25 protein-coding genes are annotated in these 26,285 nt (G+C 41.1%); 18 read left to right on the plus strand and 7 right to left on the minus strand.

What is annotated here, in order from left to right:
• The 6 genes from pxpB to asnB all read left to right on the plus strand — a co-directional run bounded on the left by pxpB (position 1) and on the right by asnB (position 5,855).
• Complete coding sequence (pxpB, locus tag J8L97_RS10865) at positions 1-657, plus strand: 5-oxoprolinase subunit PxpB (RefSeq protein ID WP_211049608.1); 657 nt, start codon at positions 1-3, stop codon at positions 655-657.
• Positions 651-1,574 (plus strand): biotin-dependent carboxyltransferase family protein, encoded by a 924-nt coding sequence (locus J8L97_RS10870; RefSeq protein ID WP_211049611.1) that lies wholly within the window; start codon positions 651-653, stop codon positions 1,572-1,574. Before pxpB ends, J8L97_RS10870 begins: the two co-directional genes overlap by 7 nt.
• Positions 1,575-1,584: 10 nt before the next feature.
• Positions 1,585-2,313 carry a DUF969 domain-containing protein gene (locus tag J8L97_RS10875; protein WP_211049614.1) on the plus strand — a complete coding sequence of 243 codons (729 nt, stop codon included), beginning with the start codon at positions 1,585-1,587 and terminating at the stop codon, positions 2,311-2,313.
• The gene (locus J8L97_RS10880; RefSeq protein WP_211049615.1) at positions 2,310-3,329 is read left to right on the plus strand and encodes a DUF979 domain-containing protein; all 1,020 of its coding nucleotides are present in this window, start codon (positions 2,310-2,312) and stop codon (positions 3,327-3,329) included. The genes J8L97_RS10875 and J8L97_RS10880 overlap by 4 nt, the downstream gene beginning before the upstream one ends.
• Complete coding sequence (pcp, locus tag J8L97_RS10885) at positions 3,322-3,984, plus strand: pyroglutamyl-peptidase I (RefSeq protein ID WP_211049618.1); 663 nt, start codon at positions 3,322-3,324, stop codon at positions 3,982-3,984. The genes J8L97_RS10880 and pcp overlap by 8 nt, the downstream gene beginning before the upstream one ends.
• Before the next feature lie 206 nt (positions 3,985-4,190).
• Entirely contained in the window at positions 4,191-5,855 is a 1,665-nt protein-coding gene (gene asnB / locus J8L97_RS10890) for an asparagine synthase B (RefSeq protein ID WP_211049621.1), read from the plus strand.
• A 74-nt stretch (positions 5,856-5,929) separates the two neighbouring features.
• Here asnB and pssA read toward each other — a convergent pair whose 3' ends face one another.
• A complete protein-coding gene (gene pssA, locus J8L97_RS10895; RefSeq protein ID WP_211049624.1) occupies positions 5,930-7,255 on the minus strand; it encodes a CDP-diacylglycerol--serine O-phosphatidyltransferase in 1,326 nt (441 codons plus the stop codon).
• A gap of 253 nt (positions 7,256-7,508) precedes the next feature.
• Between pssA and trxB the strand changes: the two genes are divergently transcribed.
• The 4 genes from trxB (at position 7,509) to infA (ending at position 10,392) form a co-directional block, all read left to right on the plus strand.
• Positions 7,509-8,459 carry a thioredoxin-disulfide reductase gene (gene trxB, locus J8L97_RS10900; RefSeq protein WP_211049626.1) on the plus strand — a complete coding sequence of 317 codons (951 nt, stop codon included), beginning with the start codon at positions 7,509-7,511 and terminating at the stop codon, positions 8,457-8,459.
• 96 nt (positions 8,460-8,555) lie between these two features.
• The gene (gene aat / locus J8L97_RS10905; RefSeq protein WP_211049628.1) at positions 8,556-9,272 is read left to right on the plus strand and encodes a leucyl/phenylalanyl-tRNA--protein transferase; all 717 of its coding nucleotides are present in this window, start codon (positions 8,556-8,558) and stop codon (positions 9,270-9,272) included.
• Positions 9,265-10,002: an arginyltransferase gene (locus J8L97_RS10910; RefSeq protein WP_211049630.1), complete on the plus strand. Its 738-nt coding sequence runs from the start codon at positions 9,265-9,267 to the stop codon at positions 10,000-10,002. The genes aat and J8L97_RS10910 overlap by 8 nt, the downstream gene beginning before the upstream one ends.
• Before the next feature lie 171 nt (positions 10,003-10,173).
• Positions 10,174-10,392, plus strand: coding sequence for a translation initiation factor IF-1 (gene infA / locus J8L97_RS10915; protein ID WP_058029687.1), 219 nt, complete (start codon positions 10,174-10,176; stop codon positions 10,390-10,392).
• 173 nt (positions 10,393-10,565) lie between these two features.
• Here infA and clpA read toward each other — a convergent pair whose 3' ends face one another.
• Positions 10,566-12,833 carry an ATP-dependent Clp protease ATP-binding subunit ClpA gene (gene clpA, locus J8L97_RS10920; RefSeq protein WP_211049632.1) on the minus strand — a complete coding sequence of 756 codons (2,268 nt, stop codon included), beginning with the start codon at positions 12,831-12,833 and terminating at the stop codon, positions 10,566-10,568.
• Positions 12,834-12,862: 29 nt separating this feature from the next.
• A complete protein-coding gene (gene clpS / locus J8L97_RS10925) occupies positions 12,863-13,180 on the minus strand; it encodes an ATP-dependent Clp protease adapter ClpS (protein ID WP_192507735.1) in 318 nt (105 codons plus the stop codon).
• Between the two features lie 196 nt (positions 13,181-13,376).
• Between clpS and cspD the strand changes: the two genes are divergently transcribed.
• The 8 genes from cspD to J8L97_RS10965 all read left to right on the plus strand — a co-directional run bounded on the left by cspD (position 13,377) and on the right by J8L97_RS10965 (position 21,921).
• Complete coding sequence (gene cspD / locus J8L97_RS10930; protein WP_010363137.1) at positions 13,377-13,595, plus strand: cold shock domain-containing protein CspD; 219 nt, start codon at positions 13,377-13,379, stop codon at positions 13,593-13,595.
• A gap of 277 nt (positions 13,596-13,872) precedes the next feature.
• The gene (locus tag J8L97_RS10935; protein WP_211049633.1) at positions 13,873-16,095 is read left to right on the plus strand and encodes an NADP-dependent isocitrate dehydrogenase; all 2,223 of its coding nucleotides are present in this window, start codon (positions 13,873-13,875) and stop codon (positions 16,093-16,095) included.
• A gap of 183 nt (positions 16,096-16,278) precedes the next feature.
• Complete coding sequence (locus J8L97_RS10940) at positions 16,279-16,914, plus strand: pseudouridine synthase (RefSeq protein WP_211049636.1); 636 nt, start codon at positions 16,279-16,281, stop codon at positions 16,912-16,914.
• Between the two features lie 82 nt (positions 16,915-16,996).
• On the plus strand, positions 16,997-18,097 hold the full coding sequence (gene mnmA, locus J8L97_RS10945; protein ID WP_211049639.1) for a tRNA 2-thiouridine(34) synthase MnmA: 1,101 nt from the start codon (positions 16,997-16,999) through the stop codon (positions 18,095-18,097).
• On the plus strand, positions 18,097-18,699 hold the full coding sequence (gene hflD, locus J8L97_RS10950; protein ID WP_211049642.1) for a high frequency lysogenization protein HflD: 603 nt from the start codon (positions 18,097-18,099) through the stop codon (positions 18,697-18,699). Before mnmA ends, hflD begins: the two co-directional genes overlap by 1 nt.
• A gap of 34 nt (positions 18,700-18,733) precedes the next feature.
• Positions 18,734-20,104, plus strand: a complete 1,371-nt coding sequence (gene purB, locus J8L97_RS10955; RefSeq protein WP_211049645.1) for an adenylosuccinate lyase — start codon at positions 18,734-18,736, stop codon at positions 20,102-20,104.
• 63 nt (positions 20,105-20,167) lie between these two features.
• Positions 20,168-21,322 (plus strand): cupin domain-containing protein, encoded by a 1,155-nt coding sequence (locus J8L97_RS10960; RefSeq protein WP_211049648.1) that lies wholly within the window; start codon positions 20,168-20,170, stop codon positions 21,320-21,322.
• A 140-nt stretch (positions 21,323-21,462) separates the two neighbouring features.
• The gene (locus J8L97_RS10965; RefSeq protein ID WP_211049651.1) at positions 21,463-21,921 is read left to right on the plus strand and encodes a GNAT family N-acetyltransferase; all 459 of its coding nucleotides are present in this window, start codon (positions 21,463-21,465) and stop codon (positions 21,919-21,921) included.
• Here J8L97_RS10965 and J8L97_RS10970 read toward each other — a convergent pair.
• From J8L97_RS10970 to J8L97_RS10985, 4 genes are all read right to left on the minus strand, one after another.
• A complete protein-coding gene (locus J8L97_RS10970) occupies positions 21,905-22,342 on the minus strand; it encodes a DUF4826 family protein (RefSeq protein ID WP_192507743.1) in 438 nt (145 codons plus the stop codon). The two genes, J8L97_RS10965 and J8L97_RS10970, sit on opposite strands and share 17 nt — an antisense overlap.
• 668 nt (positions 22,343-23,010) lie before the next feature.
• Positions 23,011-24,240, minus strand: coding sequence for a lipoprotein-releasing ABC transporter permease subunit (locus tag J8L97_RS10975; RefSeq protein ID WP_211049654.1), 1,230 nt, complete (start codon positions 24,238-24,240; stop codon positions 23,011-23,013).
• Entirely contained in the window at positions 24,233-24,940 is a 708-nt protein-coding gene (lolD, locus tag J8L97_RS10980; protein ID WP_210997168.1) for a lipoprotein-releasing ABC transporter ATP-binding protein LolD, read from the minus strand. Before lolD ends, J8L97_RS10975 begins: the two co-directional genes overlap by 8 nt.
• Positions 24,933-26,144 (minus strand): lipoprotein-releasing ABC transporter permease subunit, encoded by a 1,212-nt coding sequence (locus J8L97_RS10985; RefSeq protein WP_211049656.1) that lies wholly within the window; start codon positions 26,142-26,144, stop codon positions 24,933-24,935. Before J8L97_RS10985 ends, lolD begins: the two co-directional genes overlap by 8 nt.
• Between the last annotated feature and the right edge of the window lie 141 nt (positions 26,145-26,285).

The raw sequence follows: 26,285 nt of genomic DNA on the forward strand, positions 1-26,285 counted from the left end.
ATGACTGATAAGCATTGTTACCTGCTTGGGGAGCATACAATTGTATTTACACTTACAACCCAAAACCCTGCCCGTAACGCGCAACGCCGTTTATTTGCACTGACAGCAAAATTATTGCAAAGTGATGCATTTTTTGAAGTGGTACCCGCTAAGGCTTCAGTCACTGTCTACCTCAAAAACCCGCAAGATCACCCTTTTTGGATAGCAAAGATCAATGCCCTATGGGACGAGTGTGAAGTGACCAGCTATACACCGACCACTCACACGTTAACTGTAAAGTATGGCCGCAATTTTGGCCCTGATCTGACCGCATTGGCAAATACGTTACAAATAACTGAAAAACAAATTGTCGAACTCCATTCATCCATACTGTACCAAGTTGAGTTTATAGGGTTTTTACCTGGTTTTGCGTACTTGGGAACACTCCCAAAAGCGCTGCAATTACCGCGTAAAGAAACCCCTAGAACTCATGTACCTAAAGGTTCTGTGGCTATAGCACAAGAACTCACCGCTGTTTATCCCAGTGCTTCTCCTGGTGGATGGCACTTAGTGGGGCTATGCGATACCCCCTTGTTTGACCCTCTGCGCGCACAGCCTAGTGTACTCATGCCTGGAGACCAAGTTAAGTTCATGCCGTCAAAGGAAGGATTATGTTAAACATCATTAAGTCTGGCGTGTTGTCCTCAATTCAAGACTTAGGCCGTGTAGGTTATAGGCATCTAGGTGTGAGTCAATGCGGTGCACTCGACCCAATTGCATTCCAGCTAGCAAATTTACTTGTCAACAATGCACAAAATACCCCCGTGATTGAAATAACCATTGGCCTCGCTCAATTTCAATTCACCGCACCTGTTAATTTCGCCATAACTGGGGGAGACTTGTCAGCCAAATTGAATGGCCAGCCTTTATATTCAGGATGGCGTTATTTCGCCAATGCTGACGACACTCTCACTTTTTCAACCAGTAAAAGTGCTCAAAGAGCTTATTTAGCGATTCAAGGCGGTATCGAAATTTCCGAAGTACTCGGTGCCAAATCTACCGATATACAAGCAAATTTTGGCGGATTTAATGGTAGAACTTTAAATGCCAATGACCAACTTACTTTTACGCCTTGCCCTACGCCGCTTTCTCGCATAGGCGCACAACAGCCTGCATACACCAATGAGGTAAGAGTACTTAAAGGGCCACACTGTGATAAACTGCCAGACGGCGCTTTTGAGCATTTATTGCAAACCACTTGGCATGTCAGTGAGCTAAATAACCGTATGGGTTCCCGACTTACAGCAAAAAATACCGTACAACACAACACAACGATAGCCAGCCAAGGGGTACATCCTGGCGTGATCCAACTGCCACCAAACGGAGAGCCTATAGTGCTGTTGAATGACTGTCAAACTACAGGGGGGTATCCAATTATCGCCACCGTAATTAACGCCGACCTTCGTTTATTTAGTCAATTAGGTACACAACAAACAGTCCAATTTGTTCAATCTACTGTTTCACAAGCATATAGTGCAAGTGAAAAGCAATCTGCTCACTTAGCGCAATTTACGCTAGCAAAAAATAATAAATAGAGTGATAAATATGACAGACTTAAACCTATTACCACTAAGTGGAATCGCAATCGTAGTGCTAGGCTTTGCACTGCGGTTTAACCCGCTACTGGTGGTCACCGCCGCAGGTATCGTCACCGGTTGGGCGGTCGATATGAACTTCTTGGCACTGATTGAAACGTTTGGTGAGAAATTCATGAATTCTCGTCAACTCGCAAGTTTTCTCCTGATTTTACCTGTGATCGCATTGCTTGAACGCTATGGTTTGCAACAACGTGCACAAAGCTGGATTGCGAGTATAAAAAGTGCAACGACTGCACGCATTTTATCCGTCTATTTCGTAGTACGAGAATGCTCTTCTGCGCTAGGCTTACTGAGTCTAGCGGGACAACCTCAAACGGTTAGGCCCTTATTAGCACCGATGGCATTAGGCGCTGCGACAAACCTACATGGCGAATTACCTAAAGAAGTCAAAGATATGATCAGTGCACATGCGGCCGCATGTGATAATATTGCTATGTTTTTTGGAGAAGATATCTTCATCGCTTTTGGCGCGGTGTTACTCATGGATGCTTTCCTAAAAGAAAATGGTATTACTGGTATTGAACCGCTCCATATTGGCTTATGGGCCATTCCCACAGCAATCGCCGCTTTACTCGTTCATTTATTTAGATTGGCTAGGCTCGAAGCAAAAATTAGTCGTGAGATTGCTTTTTATAAGAATCAACCTCAGACTAGGTTAACGGAGGAGCCATCATGAGTGCTCCGTCAAATGTTGTAAATACACCTCCCGCTATCATATCAATCGAAAACATATATTTACTTATTGGCTTTGTTGTTATGTTTTTAGTAATGAGAACGTTACAAGATAAAGGCCATCCGAAAAAATACAGTACCGCACTCTTTTGGCTATTATTTGGCAATGTGTTTTTATTTGGTGATCTTTCAATTTCACTGCTTGGTAAAGCCATTACTTATCAGTGGGTGGGTGTAAGTGTTATGGTCATTGCACTGCTCGCTGGGTTTGGGCGTGTATCAATAGGCACTTATGACACACCATCAGATGAGGCTAAATCACATAGTGCAGAAAAAATTGGCAATAAACTATTTATGCCAGCAGTTATGATCCCTATCGTCACCGTCATCTGTACCTTACTTCTCGGAGACTTAAATATCGATGGCTGGTACATATTCGACCAGCGTCATCTTACATTAGCTTCTTTAACCCTAGCCTGTAGTGTTGCCTTGTTAATTGGCTGGAAATTTACTTCTGGCAGCCCAATACGCGCACTCACTGAATCTCGTCGATTAGTAGATTCTATCGGATGGGCTGCTATCTTACCGCAAATGTTAGCGATGCTCGGTGGTGTATTCATAGTGGCTCAAACTGGCACCGCCATCCAAGATCTCGTCACGTTATTTATTTCACCTGATAACCGCTTTATGTTAGTTGTTTTGTATTGTGTTGGTATGGCGTTATTTACCATGATCATGGGCAATGCTTTTGCTGCATTTCCGGTCATGACAGCAGGCATTGCCGTGCCTTTCTTAATTCAAGGGCATGGTGCCTCTGCCGCACCACTCGTTGCAATTGGTATGTATTCAGGTTATTGCGGCACACTAATGACACCAATGGCTGCAAATTTCAATATTGTCCCTGCCGCATTGTTAGATTTAAAAGATAAATATCAAGTTATCAAGGTGCAAATCCCAACCGCATTAACTTTGCTCGCAATTAATATTTTACTAATGTATGGAGTAATATTTAATGACTAACTCACACAAACCTTGTGTTCTTATCACTGGCTTCGCTCCTTTTGGCGGTGAGTTAATTAATCCTTCATGGCTAGCGGTACAAGCGTTAGAAGGAATCGCTATTGACGGGTTAACTATCCGCACCAAAGAGCTCCCATGTGAATTCGATACATCTTTAGATGTACTACGTGGTGCAATTAATAAATATTCTCCACAATTAGTATTATGTGTCGGTCAGGCCGGGGGGCGAGCCGACATATCACTAGAACGAATTGCAATTAATGTGAACGATGCCCGTATTGCAGATAACGCGGGTAATCAGCCAATTGATACACCTGTCATTCCACTGGGGCCCGCCGCCTATTTCACCAACTTACCAATTAAGCGTATTTTACTTGCCCTGCACAAATCGGATATTCCCGCTGCCGTTTCAAATACTGCTGGGACATATGTATGTAATCATGTGATGTATGGATTAATGCATGAAATTACGCTGCACCACCACAATATAAAAGGTGGCTTTATACATATCCCCTATTTACCATCCCAAGCAGTGCATCACAATGGTGCATCAAGCATGGCTCAAGAAACGGTCATGTCAGCAATTAAAGTCATTATTGCGGCCGCGATCAGCAATGAGTCTGATTTAAAAGTTGCAGCTGGCACAACGCACTAAACCACCTTCCATATTGGTGCAATATCCTCATTTATTGCACCAATATAGTCATTAAACTCCCTTTAAAAAACCCACTTAGCTGTGTGACTTCTCTATGTATTTCTGGTAAATCTATAATAAGGAAAACACGGTATTAAACCGTCGTTCTTCATCAACAAAATAAATAATTAGCACTTTAGCTAACCAACGCAGGAATGAGGTATTTTATGTGTTCTATTTTTGGGGTATTAGAATTAAAATCTGATCCAATACAATTACGGGGTCAAGCAATAGAGATGTCGAAAACGCTCCGACATCGAGGCCCTGATTGGTCTGGCGTATATGCAACAGATAAAGCAATATTGGTACACGAGCGGTTAGCTATTGTCGGCGTATCAAGTGGGGCACAGCCACTATATAACCCCGAAAAAACCAACATACTTGCAGTCAATGGAGAAATATATAACCATAAAGAACTCGCTCAAAGCCTCACCACTGATTTTTCTTTTCAAACTGAATCTGACTGCGAAATTATTCTCGCGCTATATAAACAAAAAGGCCCGGAATTTTTGGATGACTTGAACGGTATTTTTGCATTTTGTTTATATGACGAAACGCAAGACAGTTATTTAATAGGCCGAGATCACATTGGTATTATCCCTCTTTATACTGGCCGAGATCAGCATGGTAACTTTTACGTTGCCAGTGAAATGAAAGCACTAACACCGATTTGCACCTCAATAGAGGAATTTCCTCCTGGGCATTACTTATATTCTAAAGAAGGCACGTTACGCCCTTACTATCAACGTGATTGGCAATCCTATGACGCCGTAAAAACTAATTCAGCGAACCCGTTGGATGTTAAAAATGCACTAGAAGCGGCAGTAAAACGTCAACTCATGTGTGACGTTCCGTATGGAGTGTTATTGTCTGGCGGCTTAGATTCATCCGTTATTTCGGCAATTACTCAAAAGTTTGCAGCTAAACGTATAGAAGACAATGATGCATCTGATGCATGGTGGCCGAAGTTGCACTCCTTTTCTATTGGTTTAGCTGGATCACCTGACCTCGCTGCTGCACAGGTTGTGGCCGATGAAATAGGCACTGTCCACCACCCTATAGTTTTTACCGTCCAACAAGGTATTGATGCATTAAGAGAAGTTGTTTACCACTTAGAAACTTATGATGTCACCACAATTAGGGCATCAACTCCGATGTATTTAATGTCTAGACAAATAAAAGCAATGGGTATAAAAATGGTACTGTCTGGCGAAGGCGCTGATGAATTATTTGGCGGCTACCTTTATTTCCACAAAGCCCCGAATGCAAAAGAGTTTCATGAAGAACTGAATCGAAAAGTATCTAAGTTACACATGTTTGATTGCCTTCGGGCTAATAAATCCATGGCCGCTTGGGGTGTCGAAGCGCGAGTGCCCTTCTTAGACAAAGAGTTTGTTGATATCGCAATGCGCAGTAACCCCGACTATAAAATGTGTAAAGATGGTCGTATTGAAAAGCATATTCTACGCGAAGCGTTTGATGGTTATTTACCTGACAGCGTACTTTGGAGACAAAAAGAGCAATTCTCTGATGGAGTTGGATATAGCTGGATCGATTCATTAAAAGCCCATGTCAACGATCAGGTATCAGATCAAGACTTAGCCAATGCTAAATACCGCTTCCCAATCAATACTCCAGACAGTAAAGAGGCTTACTTTTACCGAGTAATATTTGAAGAACATTTCCCGGGCGATGCTGCCGCAAATTGTGTACCTCATGGTAAATCAGTTGCATGTTCAACACCGGAAGCGCTTGCATGGGATGCTTCATTTCAAAACAATGCAGATCCATCTGGTCGTGCTGCCAATGTGCATAACGAAGCTTATGAATAAACGCGAATACCTATAAATATTAAAAAGGGCCTAAGGCCCTTTTTAATATAATCTTGTCGCTCGATAAAGTCAGACTAGATAAATTTCTTAATAATAAAATCAACCTTCACGCGTTTAGCTTGACCAAGTAACTTTCGAACCGGTAATGGATAATCATTTAATGATTCAATATCATCTGGGCCAGTAAGCAAACGACATTTATCTAAAATCGCCTGTTTCTCTTGCTCAATACCCGGTAATACCTGTTTTTGCGGGTCTTCAATCAAAATGCCATTTTCAATATCAAGCCCCCAAGCTCTAGGGTTCAAATTATGCCCACTTAGCAAATGTGTATGATTATCTTTGCAAATTCCCTTTAAATGGAATGAGTGTACCCCATCTTTCCACAAATAGACTTTTAATTGACCCGAAGTAATGTGACGCTTTTGGCTTTTGAGAAACTTCTGTAAAATCGTCTCATACAAGTAAGGTAAAGCGCCAATTCGGCTAAAGGGTTGTTCTGGGCAAATATAAAAGTCATTTGCCGTTTTATCACCCACCACCACTGTTACCTGCTTTCCTTGCTTTAATAATCGCCTGAGTGAACGTAAAAGAGGCGCCGGAAAGTTAAAATAGGGTGTGTATAAAATAAGCTCCTGTTCTGTTGTATCAAATAGGTTTTTAATTAAACGATTAAGCTTATTTGTACGACGACCAAACCCTAAAAACGCACGAATGTTAAGACCATTTTGATTGCTTGCTTCAGACAAATCATATTTGGCTTTTTTCAATTCTCGCATTAATTTTTTTTGTGCTAATTTGATATCACTAAATATAGGCAATGGTCGACGATCTATTCTAGGTACACCCTCACTGCTGATCAAATATCGGTCTGTAAAATCACAGAAACTATCGGCAAGTTGAGACTGATTTATTAAAAAATAACGATCTAAGCGATATTTTGAATCTTTGTGTAAATACACATCATTTAGACTTGCACCGCTGTACATAACGGTGTCATCCATTACAAATCCTTTTAAGTGTAAAACACCAAAAAGTTCTTTTGCTTTAACAGGCACGCCATATACTTTGACATTACTTTGAAAGTCACTCAATGCTTGGCAATATAAACTCGCATTGCCATCTGATTTTTGTGCGCCAATCAATCCGCGCTGTGCACGATGAAAATCGACTAATACATTGACTTTGAGATCTGGATTTGCAAGGGATGCATCATGTAGTGCAGTTAAAATCTCTCTCCCCGCATCATCATCTTGAAGATAAAGTGCCGTGATATAAATACGACGCTGTGCATCCTTTATCAACTGTAACAATTGTCCATGATACTGCTTTGCATCTGTCAGAATTTGAATGTTTTTAGCCTCTAATTCAAACCCTGGAGTTTCCTGCCAAAAAGCCATAAATACCTATAGTTGAGAGTCAATCCAGCGGACTAACGAAATATACTTCTTTAAAACATATCAAAAAAAACCCACTTGGTCATGAATAAGCGTTCATTTTCGTGCCAATGGCGCAAAAAACGCTCAAGTACAGTATTTTTGACATCTTCCTGATTTATCAAAAAATGAAATGTTGATTTTATTTTACATCTTGCTTGAATTTCTTAGAATCAACCTCATTCAATCAGAGTATATAACATTTTAGGAAATCATAATGAGTGATGGTAAACATTGTAAACTGCTTATTTTAGGATCTGGCCCTGCGGGCTATACCGCGGCAGTTTATGCAGCACGTGCAAATTTAAACCCGGTGCTAATCACAGGCATGCAACAAGGTGGACAATTAACCACTACAACAGAAGTTGAAAACTGGCCTGGTGATGCACATGGTCTGACTGGTCCTGCATTAATGGATCGCATGAAAGAGCACGCTGAACGATTTGAGACTGAAATCATTTTTGATCATATTAACAAAGTAGATGTTTCAAAACGTCCATTCACTTTAACAGGTGATCAAGGTACCTACACTTGTGATGCATTGATCATTGCCACTGGTGCATCGGCAAAATATCTAGGTCTTGAGTCTGAAACCGCCTTCCAAGGTCGTGGTGTATCCGCTTGTGCTACCTGTGATGGTTTCTTCTACAAAGGTCAAAAAGTGGCGGTTGTTGGTGGTGGTAATACCGCTGTTGAAGAAGCGCTTTACCTATCAAATATTGCAGATGAAGTGCATGTTATTCACCGTCGCGATTCATTTCGTAGCGAAAAGATCCTAGCAGATCGTTTAATGGATAAAGCTAAAAATGGTAACGTTACACTGCACTTAAACCGTAACCTAGATGAAGTACTCGGCGACGACATGGGCGTAACAGGCATTCGTATCAAAGAAACTGATTCAGAGAAAACGGAAGAACTTGACCTAGCAGGTGTCTTTATTGCAATAGGTCATAAGCCAAACACTGATATGTTTGAAGGACAGTTGGAAATGAAGGATGGTTACTTGGTTGTCCAGTCTGGATTACATGGTAACGCTACTCAGACGAGCGTTGAAGGTGTTTTCGCAGCTGGCGATGTATCTGACCATATTTACCGCCAAGCAATCACATCAGCTGGTACAGGCTGTATGGCTGCATTAGATGCTGAGCGTTACTTAGATAATCTATAAGTTACATGAATGGGGGCCTCTCCCCCATTTGATTTTTTTTGAATTTGCGTTATTTTATTTCCAATTTTACAATTACCGTAATTCGTAACTTTTACTATGACGCAGCAAATTATTCATTTATCTAGTGATAACTGTCAGTTTCCCCCATGTAACTTAGCACTCACACATCCGGATGGCTTATTGGCCGTCGGTGGATGTCTCTCATTAGCCCGACTACGTACAGCCTATAGCAAAGGAATTTTCCCATGGTTTAATGAACGAGAGCCAATAATGTGGTGGTCGCCAAGTGAGCGTGGAATCATTGAGTTAGATGAGTTTCATATTAGTAAATCACTGCGAAAAGCGATGCGTCGACTAAAGCCTAGGGTTACAATTAACCATGCTTTTTCTGATGTTATTACTGCATGCCGTACCCAGCGCCTAAACAGTGAAGGGACTTGGATAAATAGCCAAATACTTCAAGCGTACTTGGATGCCCATCACGCCGGTTTTGCACATAGCCTTGAGCTATGGGATGAAGAACACCTTATTGGTGGATTATATGGCATTATGCAATCTGGTGTATTCTGTGGTGAGTCCATGTTTTTTAACCAACCTAATGCTTCAAAGCTCGCTATGTGGGCATTGGTTAATTGGTTGAAGCGACACAATGCGCATTTCATTGACTGCCAGTTAGAAAATCCTTATTTAAACACACTCGGCGCAAAAGTTATCCCACGAACAGAATTTTTGACTAAACTTATCAAAGCAAACGCGTTCGATATGCCTGCCAACATGTGGCTAACACAAACCTTGGAAAACATATATGACTGAACACTTTCCATCTAAAATCGGTTTAAGTCAGCAATTTAGTTGTAGTTATTTACCTGAGCAGCAAGAGCAATTACTCGTTATTTTAGATCACAATTGTTATACACCAGAGCGTTTTGAAGGTTTATTAGAATTAGGGTTCCGACGCAGTGGTGACCAAATATATCGCCCGCATTGCCCCAAATGTAATGCATGTCAATCACTGCGACTGCCCACCTATGATTTTACGCAATCTAAGTCACAAAAACGTAAGTGGAACAAACTAAATAATGAATTTAGTATTGTAGAAAGTCATGAAGAACGCCCTAACTACTACCCACTCTACGAAAAGTATATTTCACTACGGCATCGAGATGGCAGCATGTTTCCACCTAACCATTTACAATACGAAAGCTTTTTGTTCTGCCGTTGGTTACCCATCACTTTCATTGAGCTTTGGCACTTTGATAAACTGGTCGCGGTTGCCGTAACCGATACGATGCCAAATTCTCTCTCTGCCATTTACACTTTTTTTGATCCTGATTACGAATCATATAGCCTTGGAACTGTCATGATATTAGCGCAAATAGATTATGCGCAGAGGGCGAAAAAGCAGTACCTCTATTTAGGATACCAAATTGATAGCTGCAAAAAGATGAAATACAAGTCGCACTATAAACCTGCACAACGTTTTATCAATGATATTTGGGTTAACAGCGATACCAACACGACGAAAAAGACAGCAAATAAATAACCCATTCATTATCGCTATTCGTTAAATTTCGTACCAAAAAAGTCGTTTTACTACTTTAATCGACATCATAGGCTAATAAAATAACAATTTTTTGACCCTTTCCTTTACTTATTGCAAGCTTTTGGGCAAAATCTCCTGCGTTTAAATATTCAAAGAGGTGTTACGCTACACATGGCGAAAGAAGACGTAATTGAAATGCAAGGCACAGTCCTTGATACTTTACCAAATACAATGTTCCGCGTTGAGTTAGAAAATGGTCACGTGGTTGTTGCTCATATTTCTGGAAAAATGCGCAAGAACTACATCCGTATTCTTACAGGTGACAAAGTAACGGTTGAAATGACCCCTTACGACCTAACCAAAGGACGCATTGTCTTCCGTGCTCGTTAATCGAACCGTGTAGAACTGTTCTTGGAACAGGTTGTAATACGTCGCTCATAGACGTGTTTAATCAGCCTACTCAATGGTTGTTATAAAAAAGTCTATTGAGCAGGGCTTAATATAGCCCAAAACAAAAAGCCTAGCATTGCTAGGCTTTTTGACATTAGTTACATAATGAATGCTTATGCAGAAACAAGCGCGTTTTCATAAGTAAATGCAATTTTGTTATCCTTAATACACACTTTAACTGATCCACCATCAACTAACTCGCCAAATAGTATTTCGTTAGCTAAAGGCTTTTTAAGCTGCTCTTGAATAACACGTGCCATTGGACGTGCCCCCATCGCCTTATCGTAGCCTAAATCTGCCAACCAAGACCGTGCTGCCGATGTGAGCTCTAAGTTCACAGACTTACGATCAAGCTGCGCCTGTAACTCAACAATAAACTTATCGACCACCTGTAACGTCACTTCTTTATCAAGATGATTAAACCAAATAATATTATCTAAACGATTTCTAAACTCTGGTGTAAACACTTTATTAATTTCAGATAACGCATCATGCGAGTGATCTTGTTCCTGAAAACCAATAGACTGACGAACGGTTTCCTGAACACCAGCATTAGTTGTCATAACTAACACAACATTTCTAAAATCAGCTTTTCGGCCATTGTTATCTGTCAGCGTACCGTGATCCATCACTTGAAGTAATATGTTGTAGATATCCGGGTGAGCTTTTTCTATTTCATCTAGTAAAACCACTGAATGAGGGTGCTTTATCACAGCATCAGTTAACAATCCACCTTGTTCATAACCTACATAACCAGGAGGCGCACCAATTAATCGGCTCACAGCATGGCGCTCAGAGTACTCTGACATATCGAAGCGTATGAATTCGACCCCCATACATTTGCCGAGCTGCTTCGTCACTTCTGTTTTACCAACTCCGGTTGGTCCCGCGAACAAAAATGAGCCTATTGGCTTATCTTCATTTGCAAGCCCTGAACGAGATAGTCTAATCGCTGACGTAAGTGCATCGATTGACTGGTCTTGTCCAAAAACCAACATTTTTAAATTGCGGTCCAAGTTTTTGAGAGTGTCTTTGTCGCTTGAAGAAACACTTTGCTGTGGGATCCTCGCAATTTTTGACACAATCATTTCAATATCAGATACACCAATGGTCTTTTTACGGCGTGACACCGGAAGTAAACGTTGATTCGCTCCAGCCTCATCAATAACATCAATTGCTTTATCTGGTAGCTGGCGTTCATTTATATACTTTGCACTTAACTCAGCGGCAGCTCGCAGCGCTTTTTGTGTATAACGAATGCCATGATGTTCTTCATAACGCTCTTTCAGCCCATATAGGATTTTTGTTGTATCTGCCACACTTGGTTCCACAACATCAATTTTTTGGAAACGGCGAACCAATGCTCTGTCTTTTTCAAAGATATTTTTAAACTCGTTGTAAGTTGTCGAACCCATACAGCGCAATTGGCCACTCGATAACAGCGGTTTAATTAAATTAGAGGCATCCATGACTCCGCCAGATGCTGCACCCGCCCCAATTATTGTGTGAATTTCATCAATGAATAAAATAGCATGAGGTTTTGCTTGCAGCTCTTTCAGTAGTGCTTTGAAACGTTTTTCAAAGTCTCCTCGGTATTTAGTACCCGCTAACAGCGCTCCCATGTCCAGTGAATAAACAACCGCATCTTCGATAACATCTGGCACTTGGTTGTTCACAATTCGATATGCCAACCCTTCAGCTATCGCTGTTTTACCAACACCAGCTTCACCCACAAGCAAAGGGTTATTCTTTTTACGACGACATAGCACCTGAACCGTTCGTTCGACTTCTTCATCACGGCCCACTAATGGGTCGATCTGACCAGCTTGTGCCATTACATTAAGATTCGCAGTGAAGTTTTCTAACTTAGATTTCTCTTCATTTTGAATGTCATTTGATTCTTCATGTATTTCTTCATGATCGTCATGATCCGACTCATCATCGTCTGACTTAGCGATACCATGGGATATAAAGTTAACAATATCTAACCGACTAATATCACTTTTCTTAAGCAAATATACAGCTTGACTCTCTTGCTCTGAGAAAATAGCCACAAGTACATTTACACCTGTAACTTCACTACGCCCTGACGATTGAACATGGAACACAGCACGCTGTAACACTCGCTGAAACCCAAGTGTAGGCTGAGTCTCTCTATCTTCTTCTAAATCTGGTAAGACCGGCGTTGTCTCATTTATAAACTCTGACAGCTCTCGCTTTAGAGTCTCAGTATTAACACCGCAGGCGCCTAACGCTTCTCCTGCAGATGGATTATCAATAAGCGCCAAAAGTAAGTGCTCTACTGTCATAAATTCATGACGGCGTGTACGAGCTTCACGAAATGCGGCGTTTAAGGTTATTTCTAGATCTTTGTTTAGCATTGGCAACCCCCAAACGAGAATTAAAAAGGTTATTCTTGCTCACAACTACAAAGCAACGGGTGTTCATTGTCGCGAGCGTAACGATTGACCTGCTCAGCCTTTGTGTGCGCTATATCGGCAGGATATATTCCACATACAGCCTTCCCTTCGTGATGAATTTGTAACATCACATCAGTTGCTCTTTCGCTATCCATATTAAAAAATGTCACTAAAATTTCGATTACAAAATCCATTGGAGTGTAATCGTCATTGTTTAAAATGACCTTGTACTTACGCGGAGGGCTAAGCTTTTGCTTCTCACTTTCACGTACCGTGTCTATAACACCTGAATCTTTTGTCCCACTCATAATTAAATATAGTCTTGTCTTGGTAACTCAAGCAAACTTGAATTAGAAAATAAATAAAATGTTAAAAAAATAGTAAATAACTTGACTGACTGCCTATTTAAACTACAGTCGTACTAGATTGCTTTATATGGGCAGTCTAGCAAATTATAAAGTTTAGATTAACTAAATTTAGTCACTTATAGAAGGATGTAGAAGTATGGCTTGCGGAAAAGTCAAGTGGTTCAATAACGCCAAAGGGTTTGGTTTCATCGTAGAAGACGGCAGCGAGGAAGATATCTTTGCCCATTACTCGACGATTGTAATGGATGGATACAAAACACTTAAAGCTGGTCAAGGTGTAACATTCGAGCTGCAAGAAGGCCCGAAAGGGTTACACGCTACCAACATCGCGCCAAGCGGTGAATTGTTAGTGTAACAGCAGCGATGACTATATAAAGCGAGTCGCATTCGCTGCTCGCTTCATTTTCTAAAACTTCCTTATATTTTTTCATTCTGGAACTTTAATTTTTTGAATTAGCCCCAATATGTAATGATTGATACAATTGCTACGTCTATTAGGTGGGTTAGATATTATTATTTTACCTAAAGTAAAAATATCTAACAAACTTGCTATACCCTTTTGCCTTAGGCAACATAGCGTTCCCTTTGCATTGTTGAATGGCTTTTAGAGGCCACAAATTCTAGGAATGATGATGACATCAAAAATTATTTACACTAAAACAGATGAAGCTCCAGCTTTAGCAACTTACTCTTTACTCCCTATTATTCAGGCGTACACTAACGTAGCCGGTGTAGAAGTCGAGACTCGAGATATTTCATTAGCTGGCCGTATCATTGCTAATTTCCCTGACTTTTTAACTGAAGAGCAACGTATCGGTGATGCACTTGCTGAACTTGGTGAGCTGGCTAAAACGCCTGAAGCAAATATCATCAAACTTCCTAACATCAGTGCATCTGTACCACAATTACACGCAACCATTAAAGAACTTCAAGCAAAAGGCTATGCACTTCCTGATTACCCAGCTGAGCCACAAGATGAAAAGCAAGCTGCGATTAAAGCAACTTACGATAAAATCAAAGGCAGCGCAGTAAACCCAGTACTTCGTGAAGGTAACTCTGACCGCCGCGCACCAGCATCAGTAAAAGCATATGCGCGTAAAAACCCACACTCAATGGGCGCATGGGCTAAAGATTCACAGTCTTATGTTGCAAGCATGACTGATGGCGATTTCTTTGGTTCAGAGCAGTCAACTACGGTTGAGCAAGCCACCAATGTGCGCATTGAGCATGTTGCAAGTAATGGTGATGTAACTACGCTTAAAGCAAGCACTGCCTTGTTAGCAGGCGAAATTATTGATGCTTCGCGTATGAGTGTTTCTGCATTGCAAGACTTCCTTGCTGCGGAGATTGCATCTGCAAAAGATAAAGGCGTACTATTCTCATTGCATATGAAAGCAACAATGATGAAAGTATCTGATCCCATTATTTTTGGCCATGCTGTTAAAGTATTCTATAAAGACGTATTCACTAAACATGCTGCACTATTTGCAGAGCTAGGTGTTGACGTAAACAACGGTTTAGGTGATGTATATACAAAAATACAACAACTAGATGACGCAAAGCGTGCTGAAGTTGAAGCTGATATCACAGCCGTATATGAAAGCAGCCCAAGCATTGCAATGGTTGATTCCGATCGTGGTATCACAAACTTACACGTCCCAAGTGACGTGATCATTGATGCGTCAATGCCAGCAGCTATTCGTACAAGCGGTCAAATGTGGAACACAGCAGGCAAGCAGCAAGATACCAGCTTTGTTATTCCTGACCGTTGTTATTCTGGCGTTTACCAAGCAACTATCGACTTCTGTAAAGAACACGGTGCTTTCGATCCTCGTACAATGGGTACTATCCCGAACGTGGGCCTAATGGCACAAAAAGCAGAAGAGTATGGTTCTCATGATAAAACATTTGAAGCACCATCAGCAGGTACAATTCGCGTTGTAGATGCAAATGATACCGTGCTACTTCAACATGATGTTGAGCAAGGCGATATCTGGCGCATGTGCCAGGTAAAAGATGCGCCAATTAAAGATTGGGTTAAACTTGCTGTAAACCGTGCTCGCGCAACCGCTGTTCCAGCTGTGTTCTGGTTAGATGCAAACCGAGCTCACGACGCTCAGCTTATTGAAAAAGTAAACACATACCTTGCAGATCATGACACTGCTGGTTTAGAGCTGCTGATCAAAGCACCTGTTGCAGCAACAGAGTACTCTTTAGCGCGCATGAAAGAAGGAAAAGATACCATTTCAGTTACAGGTAACGTACTACGTGATTACTTGACTGATTTATTCCCAATTCTTGAGCTAGGTACCAGCGCAAAAATGCTGTCTATCGTGCCACTAATGAATGGTGGTGGCCTATTTGAAACTGGCGCGGGTGGTTCAGCACCTAAGCATGTGCAACAATTTGAAAAAGAAAACCACTTACGTTGGGATTCTTTGGGTGAGTTTTTAGCGCTAGCGGCGTCACTTGAGCACCTGAGTCAAACTACTGGTAATGCCAAAGCACAAGTACTTGCTGATACGCTTGATCAAGCAACAGGCAAATTCTTAGATGAAAATAAATCACCTTCTCGCCGTGTAAATGAGCTGGATAACCGAGGTAGTCATTTCTTCTTGTCACTTTATTGGGCTCAATCTTTGGCGGCTCAAACAACTGATACTGAACTTCAAACTACATTCGCTGCTTACGCTGAAACACTAACAGCACAGGCACAAACAATTGTTGACGAGCTAAACAATGCTCAAGGCGTGGCTAAAGACGTTGGCGGTTACTTCCAGCCTAATGACGATATTGCCTATGCAGCAATGCGTCCGAGCAAAACATTTAACGATATCTTGGCAACCCTTGTATAATTGTTCATATTTCTAATTGAAAGGGTAGCCATTGCTACCCTTTTTCTTTAATAGACTATACGCCTTCAGCAAGTCATATTTTACCTGTAAAAATTAAATCTGCGACCAAAGTCACAAAATGTGGGCACTCTTGCACGTCAATTGATATAATCTAGCTCCTCGACTTTCACGCTCGGTTATAACATGGTACACAAAGCACGTTCATCTTCTCGAAACACACCAAAATCCTCACGACCAAGTCACCGAAAAACAACAAAACCAAGTATTGCGCCAGAAGATGTCAAAATTGTTTTGTTCAATAAGCCGTTCGATGTGTTGTGTCAGTTCACTGATGATCAAAACCGTGAAACACTTGCACAATATGTGAAAGAAAAAGGAGTGTATGCTGCTGGCCGACTGGATAGAGATAGCGAAGGGTTATTGCTACTCACAAATTGTGGTAAATTACAGCACAAGCTCACCGACCCAAAGAAAAAAACCAACAAAACATACTGGGTTCAAGTTGAAGGAGTTCCTGAGCAAAAAGACATTGATGCGTTATGTTCTGGCGTCGAGCTCAAAGATGGTTTAACACGCCCTGCGAAAGTAAAAATAATTCCCGAACCGAATATTTGGTCACGTAACCCACCAATAAGAGAACGAGCAAATATCCCAACGACTTGGTTAAGCGTCACCATTAATGAGGGAAAGAATAGGCAAGTTCGCAGAATGACCGCACATATTGGCCACCCAACACTACGACTAATTCGCTCTCAGATCGGTAAATTTACGCTCGATGGATTAAAAAACGGCCAATATAAAGTACTAAATAACCGATGATATTCATCTCGACTTTTAGCCACACACATTTGCGTGCTATAATCACGGCCTTTAAAAATCACATAGATTTACAGCAAAAATTATGAGCGATAATAGTCACATTAAAGTCATCGTTGGTATGTCCGGCGGTGTTGATTCTTCAGTTTCAGCTTACCTCTTAAAAGAACAGGGCTACCAAGTAGAAGGCCTATTCATGAAAAACTGGGAAGAAGATGATAATGATGAATATTGCGCTGCTGCTGAAGACTTAAAAGATGCCCAAGCAGTATGTGATAAGTTAAATATTGAACTCCACACTGTTAATTTTGCCGCAGAGTATTGGGACAATGTATTTGAATACTTCCTCGCTGAATATAAAGCAGGCCGTACACCAAATCCTGATATTATGTGTAACAAAGAAATTAAATTTAAAGCCTTTTTAGAGTTTGCCGCACAAGCACTTGGTGCCGATTATATTGCCACAGGGCATTATGTACAGCGTGAAGAACGTGACGGTAAATTTGTTATGTGTCGTGGGCTAGATGATAACAAAGATCAAAGCTACTTCTTATACACATTAAATCATGAACATATCGCACAAACCCTTTTTCCGGTCGGCGAAATAGAAAAACCAGAAGTGCGCCGCATTGCTGAAGAACAAGATTTAATTACCCATGACAAAAAAGACAGTACCGGTATTTGCTTCATTGGTGAGCGCAAGTTTAAAGACTTTTTGCAAAAATTCTTACCAGCACAACCGGGTAAGATAGAAGACACGGATGGACTAACAGTCGGCAATCATGAAGGTCTTATGTACCATACCCTTGGTCAACGAAAAGGCTTATTAATTGGCGGTATGAAAGAAGGTAACGGTGATCCATGGTATGTGGTAGATAAAGACATTGAACGCAACGTTTTAGTGGTTGGCCAAGGTAAAGACCACCCTCGCCTATTCAGCGACGGTTTAAATGCTGACCAGTTACATTGGGTCGATAGAGTTGGCCCACAAGGCACACTACGCTGCACGGTAAAAACTCGCTACCGCCAAACCGATATTGCATGTACCTTGCTCGTTGGTCAAGATGGGTTGGCGCGTGTGTTATTCGACGCGCCTCAAAAAGCTGTCACACCAGGTCAATCAGCCGTTTTCTACTTAAATGACGTATGCTTAGGTGGCGGCATTATAGACTCGGTGATTAAATAATGGCAGCAGAATATGTCATGCCGCTTGCGGCTATGTGTCAAATTACCAAGCTAATTCAAAAGGTGTCAAAATATGGACAGTTTGCTGAAACAGATGTTGCAAGCTTTTTAAAAAGTATTGTAAATCTTTCCCCAGAAAAACCTTCCGATGTCTATGAAGACAGCTTTGCTCTGAAGTCTGGTTTACGGACTTTGGTTGAGCAATTAACCCCAGCTGGTGAAAAAGACGTTGAAATGGTCAAATATGTTGGTGGGCTAATGCAATTAGAAAGAGCGCTTGCTAATAACCCTCAAGCGCTAAGTGAGCTGGCTCGTCGTTTAAAAGATGTAGAGCGTCAATTACAACACTTTGAAGTGTGTGATAGTACTATCATCGCCGCATTTGCTGACATATATAGTGAAGTATTGAGTCCGTTAGGGCAAAAAATTCAAATCTTTGGCAAACCAGAGATTTTGAAGCAACCTGGCACTCAACAAAAAATTAGAGCGCTGCTCCTTGCAGGGATCCGCAGCGCAGTACTTTGGCGACAACTAGGTGGCAAACGCCGTCAGTTTTTCTTTGGTAAAAAGAAAATTATCGCAGAAGCACAAAATAGAATTTAAATATCGTTCAAAACCAATTAGTTTAGGAGAAATTATGGAGCTTTCAGCGTTAACCGCTATCTCTCCAGTAGATGGTCGCTACGGCAGTAAAACTGCTGAGCTTAGAAGCATCTTCAGTGAGTTTGGCTTAATTAAATACCGTGTAACGGTTGAAGTACGCTGGTTGCAAGCTTTAGCGAAAGCTGAAGGCATTGCAGAAGTGCCTGCATTTAGTGATGAAGCAAATGCGCTTCTAGACAGCATAGTGACCAATTTTAGTGAAGCCGATGCTGCACGCGTAAAAGAAATTGAAAGCACAACGAACCACGATGTTAAAGCCGTTGAGTATTTACTAAAAGAAAAAGTTGCTGATAACGCTGAGTTACACGCTGTAAACGAATTCATTCATTTCGCTTGTACCTCTGAAGATATCAACAATCTATCTCACGGCCTAATGCTAACAGAAGCGCGTGATGAAGTATTGCTACCTTATTGCGACAAATTGCTTGCTGCAATCAAAGAAAAAGCGATTGAATACCGCTCAATTCCAATGATGACTCGTACGCACGGCCAACCTGCGTCTCCATCAACTATGGGTAAAGAGTTTGCAAACGTGTATGTACGCTTACAACGTCAGCGTAATCAAATTGCGGCAGTTTCTATTCTTGGTAAAGCCAATGGTGCTGTAGGTAACTACAACGCACACCTAAGTGCATACCCTGACTATAACTGGCATCAACATGCAGAACAGTTTGTGACAAGCCTCGGTTTGGCTTGGAATGCATTCACAACTCAAATTGAACCGCATGACTATATTGCCGAGCTTTTTGACGCAGTAGCCCGCTTTAACACGATTTTACTCGATTTTGATCGTGATGCATGGGGTTACATAGCACTAAATCACTTTAAGCAGAAAACCATTGCTGGTGAAATTGGTTCATCAACTATGCCGCATAAAGTAAACCCAATTGACTTCGAAAACTCAGAAGGTAACTTAGGACTAGCTAATGCGATTTTCTCGCACCTAGCACAAAAATTACCTGTGTCTCGCTGGCAACGTGACTTAACGGATTCTACCGTGTTACGTAACCTAGGTGTCGGTATGGGTTATACGCTAATTGCATACCAAGCCACCCTTAAAGGTGTGAGCAAGCTTGAAGTAAACGCTGATCGTTTACTCGAAGAGCTAGACCAAAACTGGGAGCTACTTGCGGAGCCAATTCAAACTGTGATGCGTAAATACGGTATTGAAAAGCCATATGAAAAGCTAAAAGAACTGACCCGTGGTAAGCGTGTTAATCAAGAGATCATGGCTGAGTTTATAGACGGTTTGGAACTGCCTGATCACGCTAAAGCTGAAATGAAATTAATGACACCAGCAAACTACATTGGTCGTGCTGAAGCATTTATCGACGAACTAGTATAACTCGCTCGTAAGTTAAATTTTAAAGCGAAAGAGCTCCTCTTTCGCTTTTTTTATGGAATAACCATGTACGAATTGACAATAAACCAATTAAGCCAAGCTGAGTTTCTCTCACAATATTGGCAAAAACGTCCTTTACTGATCAAAGGTGGCTTTACTGAATTTGAAGACCCTATCGAGCCTGAAGAGCTTGCGGGGCTTGCGATGGAAGAAAGTATAGAGTCACGTTTAATCACTAATCATAATAACGATTGGCAATCGTTCCATGGGCCATTCGAAGATTTTGCTAAACTTACAGACCAGCATAGCACGTTACTTGTTCAAGCCGTTGATCATTGGCACCCAGTTGCTGCGCAACTACTTGAACCGTTTCGCTTTATACCTAACTGGCGCATAGATGATTTAATGGTCAGCTACTCTACACCTCACGGTGGTGTGGGACCACACTTAGATCAATATGACGTGTTTATAATTCAAGGACAAGGGAAACGCCACTGGCGTGTAGGTTTACCCGATGCAAGCCTAAAGCAATTTGCACAAAATAAAAGCCTACTTCAAGTTGAGCAGTTTAATGCCACTATTGATGCTGTGTTAGAGCCTGGCGATATTTTATATATACCACCAGGATGCCCCCATGAAGGCTATGCGGTAGAAAATGCACTTAACTACTCTGTTGGTTTTAGAGCACCGGACCAAAAAGATTTTTTATCCGGCTTTGCCGACCACCTCATTGACTCTGAAACTGGAAATACGCGGTATTCCGATCCTATGTTGTCTCTTCGTGATTCAAAGGGTGAATTGAGTTCACAAGAAGTAGCCGGTATTCAGGCACTTATGCAAGATGCTCTGAACGACCCTGACCAGCTAAAGCATTGGCTTGGTGCTATGCTCAGCCAACCTAAGCATGATATGGACTTGGCACCACTTGAAACACCCCTACAACATACAGAGCTGGAAAGTTACATTACACCGAATGACATAATAGAACGTGCTGGTGGCGTCAGAGCAATTTATCAAAAACTAGCTCACTCTATCGTTTTAAGTGTTAACGGAGAAACCTTTAACCTAGCACTAAAGCACTTAGAGGCAATTAAGTTACTGACTGATTTTCCTTGCTTTTCAGCTTCTATGTTGGAAGAATCATTAAATTGCATTGAATTTGCACAAATGTTAACTAAACTAATAAATGAGGGAACGTATTTCTTACAAGAAGATGACTGATCTCGTATTACCTTACTGTATACGGATCACAGGTTTCCCCTGCTTTTTTAAGTTTAACTTATTCATCATTATGAATAAGTGTGGCTGTTTGCACTTAGTTAGCAGGTTAAAGCCATGGTTTTGTGCTTTGCGGAGGAATCATGAATTACCACGTCGACAGAGTCAATTGGCAACAAACTCAAAAACAGTTAAAGCAAATAAGAGAGCGCGTCTTTGTCTATGAATTCCATATGCCTATGGAAGTCGAATTTGATGGGTTAGACTCACATTCAGAACATGTAATAATCAGCGATGAAAAACATGAACCCGTTGGCACTGGCCGGTTGTGTCCTGACGGACTGATCAGCCGTATTGCAGTGATACAGGCCCATCGAAATCGCTCTGCGTACAGCTCTCTCCTTAACTTCCTTGTGTACATCGCAAAAGAGAGAGGTTTAAATGATATCTTTGTGAATTGTATACTGCAAGAAGTGCCCAACTTCATTGAAAATGGGTTTTTAAAGCAAGGTTGTGTTTTTATGGAAGCAGGGATCCCAAGACAAAAGCTCAAGTGCCCTATTTCTTCATTTAAAACGGACCCTTTTACGATGCTTCATTAGCCCATAATTGGTCATTATCGGCCACATCATATAAGCCATGGGCACGGCTAATTAGCAAGTTTGCAAACTCAACTTGAGATGGATCGTGTCCAGCATTCGCCATTATTGAATCCGCTTTTATTTGCCATTGGTATGAAAAGTGTTTCATCACCGCGCGTGCCGACGTCGCAGCTGTTACTTCAACATGATCTGTAGGTAACCTGCCCGTGATCACCCAATATGTTTTACCATTTTGTGCTTTCATTTTCCATACGGCACACAGTGGTGCTAAAAAACGACTGTCTTTGTCTATGACAGCATTGGGAATAATACCTTTTTCGGCTAGGTGTTTTTGGGCATTTTGAAAACACTCTCTTTGCCATTGAATTTCTCTTTGTTGTTTTTGTTCTTTTGTTAGCTCAGGTTGCTGTTGTTCACTCATATTATTACTTCTTAATACTAATTTAATGACATTAATGTAAGGGTTTGCCTAGCTACTTGCAACCAAAATGGTGCCATATATTTATCAGAGTTTTACTTTTGACAATATTTATACGCCAAAAAACTAGTTTTCAGTAAAAAACCTGAGCCAAAACGAGGCTAAAATCATAATAAGTACGTTATATTCAGCATATAGCAGCATTTTATTGGTTCTTATGCTAACTCACATTAATGCGTTAAATTAAATACACAATCGCCAGCATCATAGTATCGGACATTTATGTCATCAAAACGGATAGTAGCTTTTGGTTTATAACCATACAAATAGCTCAAAGAGGCCACGCTTTCAAAGCACTATTCAGTAGCGTTACCATCTACTAGCTTGTCGGTATATGAGTAAACTTATCAGCACGTAATCCAAATACTAACAAGCCTATCAGTATCGCTAACCGCTTGAACACAGAGTGTAGCAAACTCAAAATTCCCATTCATTCGTTAGCAATACCGTCAGAAATAAGCTTCTTCTGCTTGTTTTTAATTCTATTGTCGCGCCAATAAAAACGTAACATATACCCGAGGCCGCATGACAGAAAACCACCTCCAAAGGCAGTGTTTATACGAGCTCGTAGCAGCTGAGTTATTAGTAAACTACTCAGCCTAATCCACGCTTTAGCCGTTGCCTAATACAGAGGCTGGTGCTGTTTTAGTTGCTTGCCAAGCGGGATAAACACTCGCCAGTAATGCCAAAATAAAAGTTACTCCTAACGTGACTAAAATATCAGACCAAATCAATTTAGACGGTAAAAATTCAACAAAATAGACCCCTGCCAACGGGTTATTATCAGTTTGAGTGAATATGGCATTGAATAAGTCAGGCAAATTAATCGCCAGTAATATCCCTATGATAGTGCCAAACAGGGCACCAATTACTGCATAGCCAACTCCTTGTAAGGCAAATGTTGCAAATATCGTTCGATCTTTGGCGCCCATCGTTTTAAGTATCGCTATACTTGCTTGTTTTTCTTTCACTTCCATCACCATTGAGGAAACAATATTAAAACTCGCAACTGCAATAATCAAAAATACCACCAAAAAAACGATGGTGCGTACCATTTGAATATCTTGATATAAGCTCCCTTGGGTTCTAAACCAGCTATTCACATACACTAAATCAGGCAAGCTACTACCAGCAGTCATGGCTATTTGATGTGCATTGAACACGTCTTGTACTTTCGCCCTTAGCCCTGTTGTTTGGGTCGGTTCCAAACCCAATGCGCTCTGTAAATCAGCCAAATTGACCAATGCAATAGATTCATCGATTGGACCACCCATTTTAACCAAGCCAATAAGCGTAACACCAATACGCTTTGGTGCTGAAAGTGGCTGCTCTGCCTGTTTATTGGCGACCAGTAACGTTACTTTATCGCCAAGTGTCAAATTCAAGCTCGCAGCAATACGACTACCTAAAATCAGCGTGCCCGCATCTAATTCATCTAAGTTACGTCCCTCAATATAACGCGATACTGAGGAAACCTTTGCATGAATATTCGGCTCCACACCTTTGACTTTTGCGGCTTTAAGTTGCCCTTTAAATTGCACCATAGCCGTTAAGTTGATTTCAGGCGCCGCAGCCGAAATAGCCTGATGCTGATTTAATAACTCAACTTTAGCGTGCCAATCATTAATGGGATCATAGGGTGCTTCGTAACTAACATGGGGCACAACAGACAATAATCGTTCTTCTAGTTGTTGTTCAAAGCCGTTGATAACCGACAATGCAATGATCAGTACCGCAACCCCCAGCATCACACCTAACGTTGATGCTTTACTTAACAAACTAACAAACCCAGTTTTTCGCTTAGATTGACGAAACCGCTTACTTAAATAAAGACTAAGCATGCTTAACTCCGGGTTTAACCGCAGCCTCTGACAGTACTCCATCATCCAGCTGTACACTTCGGCCTAACTTTGCCGCTAATTCCAAATCATGCGTCACCACCACAAAACTGGTTTGTAATTCACGATTCAATTGTGATAAAAGCTCGTATATTTTCATCGCGTTATGCTTGTCTAAATTGCCAGTGGGTTCATCCGCTAATACTAAAGCCGGTTTAGTCACTAAAGCACGTGCAATCGCAACCCGTTGGCGCTCACCACCAGAGAGTTCCGATGGTTTATGATCCGCCCTGTGCGCTAGTCCTACCTTATCTAGCATCTCATTTGCGCTGAGTTGTGCTTGTTGCTTTTTTATCCCTTGGATCAGAAGCGGCATCGCCACATTTTCTAACGCAGTAAATTCCATCAGTAAATGATGAAACTGATAAATAAAACCTAAATATTGATTTCTAAATTCAGCTTGATTGTTGCGAGATAAGGCAGCTACTTCTTGACCCTTAATTTTTACGTTGCCACTTGATGCTTTATCTAAAGTACCCAGAATATGTAAAAGTGTACTTTTACCAGACCCAGAGCTGCCCACAATTGCCAACATTTCACCTTGTGTCACTGATAAGTTAACGCCTTTTAAAACCTCAACTTGATTTTTCCCATCTTGATACGACTTACCCAACTGCTTACATTCAATTACCAAATTACTCATATCTCAAAACCTCAGCGGGTAATACGTTAGCTGCTTTTTTAGCAGGATATAGCGTTGCAATAAAGCTCATTGCAATGCTGGCGGTCGCCATTGAAATCAGTCCTATTGGCGAAAATAATACCGGAAGCTTAGCGCCACCTAATAAAGACAAGCCTAAAATATCCAACACTTCGTTGATATTACTTGCAACTATCAGTCCCAAGATCAAACCAATTACAGTCCCTACTAAACCATTATAAAGGCCTTGTACCATAAAGACTCTGCCAATCATGTTGGGTGTAAATCCAAGCGTTTGCAATATTGCAACTTCTCCTTGTTTCTCTCGAACCATCATAGATAGCGCTGATAATATATTAAATACTGCGACAATGACGATTAAGCCCAATAACATTGACATGACGCGCTTTTCCATCGCAACAGCTGCAAACAAAGCCCCTTGCTGAGTCTGCCAATCATCCTTTTCATACCGGCTCAATAAGTCCGTAACTGAAGCATAAAAAGGTACTAATGCAAATGCATCTTTTAACGTGATGCTTATATCCATGTCACTGTTATCGGCTCGCCTCATCAATCGCCTCAAGCTTTTGCCATCTGAAAATGCCAAATGCATATCAGCTTCACTTTTTGAATTATATAAAGCGGCTACTGTAAATAAACGCTGCATCGGCACTCGACCTAATGGCGTATAACTGGTTACTTCGGGTAAAATTACCCGAACCTTGTCGCCGACACCAATGCCAAGCTTATTCGCTAAATATCGACTCAGCACCAATTGATACTTTTTTTTATCGAGTGTTTGTAATTTACCCAATTCAATATGCTTACTTACTGCATTATCATATCCGCTAAATAGTCCCTGTAATCTAACTCCCATTAATTCTTGGTTGGTTTGTAAAATCACATCAGACGTAATATAGGGTTGAGCACGCTCTACCATTGCATGTGTGTTTAATCGCGATAAGACTTGTTCTATTTGTGCATTCTCAGCATTATCTGCTTTTAATTGCACATGAGGAATGAGATCTAACATTGCACTTTTTAACGACTGCTCAAAACCATTCATAACTGAGCTAACCGTGATCAGAGACATTAAACCTAACGCAATTCCTGCGATAGAAAAAAAAGAAATGAAAGAAATGAAAGCATTTCCCTTCGCTGCTTTGGCATATCTTAACCCAACAAATAGGCTAACTGGTTGAAACATGGTTGATTATGTCTACATTCAAGGCTAATAGTAAGCGATACTACCACAAAGCAATATGGCTTGGGTACGCGACAAATTGTAAAAAAATATTGAAGTTCTGATAGTTAAAGGAACAATTTAGTGTAAAATGCGTGAAATCTC

It is taken from the genome of Pseudoalteromonas sp. MMG012 (genome assembly GCF_018100875.1).
GTDB classification, from domain to species: domain Bacteria; phylum Pseudomonadota; class Gammaproteobacteria; order Enterobacterales; family Alteromonadaceae; genus Pseudoalteromonas; species Pseudoalteromonas aurantia.